General features: G+C 50.2%; 3 protein-coding genes. All 3 read left to right on the top strand.

What is annotated here, in order from left to right; translation table 11 throughout:
* The first annotated feature begins 14 nt into the window (after window positions 1–14).
* The gene (locus tag RTY00_RS23570) at window positions 15–347 is read left to right on the top strand and encodes a hypothetical protein (RefSeq protein WP_155727036.1); all 333 of its coding nucleotides are present in this window, start codon (window positions 15–17) and stop codon (window positions 345–347) included.
* 126 nt (window positions 348–473) lie between these two features.
* Window positions 474–1,901, top strand: a complete 1,428-nt coding sequence (locus tag RTY00_RS23575) for an L-fucose/L-arabinose isomerase family protein (RefSeq protein WP_312666579.1) — start codon at window positions 474–476, stop codon at window positions 1,899–1,901.
* A 242-nt stretch (window positions 1,902–2,143) separates the two neighbouring features.
* A partial coding sequence (locus RTY00_RS23580; RefSeq protein ID WP_312666580.1) for a nucleoside deaminase occupies window positions 2,144–2,395 on the top strand: 252 nt, incomplete at its 3' end.

Raw genomic sequence — 2,395 nt, forward strand, 5'->3', positions numbered from 1 at the left:
ATAAGTGATATTTTATGAATTACAGCAATTTTTCAGCAAAAGTGAGTTTCTGGCCAAATATGCATTTCACCGCGATTGAAATTCAACAGTGCGGCGATCTTTACGAAATATATGCCACGGATATTTCCCGTCTCGCTAAAAGTAAGCTTTTCGTGGGGCGCACCCATGATCAACATCTGGCGGATTCCTACGCTAAACAGTTCGAAGAGTGGCTGCCAAAAGTAAACCGTGAAATGAAGCTGCGAGAAATCGCGCCTTTAGCCAGAAACACAGCTTCTTCGCGGATAAATCACCAAACAGAACTTGAAATTCTGCCGGGCTATTTGCACAACCAACGTGGGATGTAAAAATCTGCGAGCCATTGCAGGCTGATTATTGGTCTCCTGCCATGAATGGCTTTTGCTTGTCAGAATGACACAGGTTTCCCAACGATAAATTCGCACAATGGAAAGCTTCTCTTTCCAGTGCGAGGAATGGTTGTGGACAACATTAAAGTCGGACTATTTGGTATCGGGCTTGAAACCTACTGGCCACAGTTTGCCGGGCTTAAGGAGCAACTTGAGCGCTACCTTGCTGTGGTATCCGGGCGGCTGCAACGTTACAACGTTGAGGTTGTGGATGCCGGCCTGATTGATAACAGTGAGAAAACCGAGCAGGCGACGCAATTGTTCTCTAAGGAGAATGTTGACGTTGTAGTGTTATACATCACCACCTATGCGCTAAGTTCTACCGTGCTTCCGCTGGTGCAAAGCCTGAATAAGCCGGTTCTGATATTGGCTTTGCAGCCGGAAATATCTGTGCCTTGTCAGCAAATCAATCTACTTACCAAGCGCGAAGATCGCACTGGCCAATGGCTGGCGCACTGTCAGGCCTGTACGGCACCAGAATTAGTTAATGTATTCCAGCGAACCGGCATTCAGCATCAGCTGGTTGTGGGCTATCTGGATGACGATGTGGCATGGCGGCAGATCGCAAACTGGCTCAGCGCTGCATCCGTGGTGCGTTCACTTAAGCGCACGCAAATTGGCATCGCTGGTCACTATTACAATGGCATGTACGATGTCTATGCGGATATCACCAATCTCTCCGGGCGCTTTGGCGTGCGTTTCAAAATCGTTGAGTTCTGTGAGTTAGTCACGCTTGTCAGTCAGTTGGAAGAAAGTGAAGCCAACGCTAAAAGGGATGAGCTTTTCAGCGTGCTGGATGTCGATACAGCCTGCGAAGAGGTAGAGATCCAACGCGCATTAAGTACAGCGGTGGCGCTCGATAAGTTGGTCGATCGGCATAAGCTTGGTGCGCTGGCTTATTACTATGAAGGCGCACCCGGTTCAGCGCATGAAAATATCGTCACGTCGGTGATTGCCGGTAACACCTTGCTGACCAACCGAGGCGTTCCTGTTGCCGGTGAGTGTGAAGTCAAAAACGTGATTGCGATGAAGATCCTTAGCCTTCTCAAGGCTGGCGGGTCCTTTTCCGAGCCATACGGCATCAACTTCCGCGATGACACCGTGCAATGGGGCCATGATGGGCCTGCGCATCCGGCCATGTCGGCGGCGAAAGTTCGGCTGGTCCCTTTGCCGGTCTATCACGGTAAACCTGGGAAAGGGGTTTCGATTCAGATGAACGTGGCCCACGGACCGGTGACATTTTTATCGGTGGTGGAGCATCGCGATGGCAACGTCACGCTGCAATACGCGGAAGGCGATGCCGTGGCAGGTGAAACGCTCGATATCGGTAATACCAAAAGTAATTACCGCTTTGCGCTGAGTGCGCGCGCCTTCACAAAATTATGGTGTGAAGGCGGTGCCGCACATCACTGCGCAATTGGTCGCGGACATCTCGGCGAGGTGCTTGAGAATATCGCGACGCTATTAAATATTCAGGCAGCCCGAATCACGTAGGGTCGCCATTAATGGCGACCTGACAATTCCCAGGGTGCGCATTAATGCGCACCTGGTCACCATAAATGGCGGCCCTACTGGATATTCAGCAACGCCGCTATCTGAAATAAAATCTTACTCACTCAACGGTTAAATCGTATACGTTCAACCTGACCATCGCTTTCGCATTCTAAAAAACTGAACCAGGCTAAAAAATCTATCGTTATTGATGGACCGGTTTATTGGAAATAAGCGAGGAAAGCATGGATTTTGTACAACGCACCATCGATTTAGCCATGAATAATGTTGAAGAGGGCGGTCGCCCGTTTGCGACGGTCATTGTTCGTGATGGCAAGGTGATCGCTGAAAGCGCAAACCGCGTGGCTCAAACCAACGATCCCACTGCCCATGCTGAAATTCTGGCCATTCGCGAAGCCTGCCGCGAAACCGGCAGCGAAAATCTCACCGATTGCGACATTTATATTCTCGCCAGCCCTTGTCCAATGTGCCTGGGT

Origin of the sequence: Pantoea sp. CTOTU49201 (assembly GCF_032054795.1) — a bacterium.
GTDB lineage: Bacteria > Pseudomonadota > Gammaproteobacteria > Enterobacterales > Enterobacteriaceae > Pantoea > Pantoea symbiotica.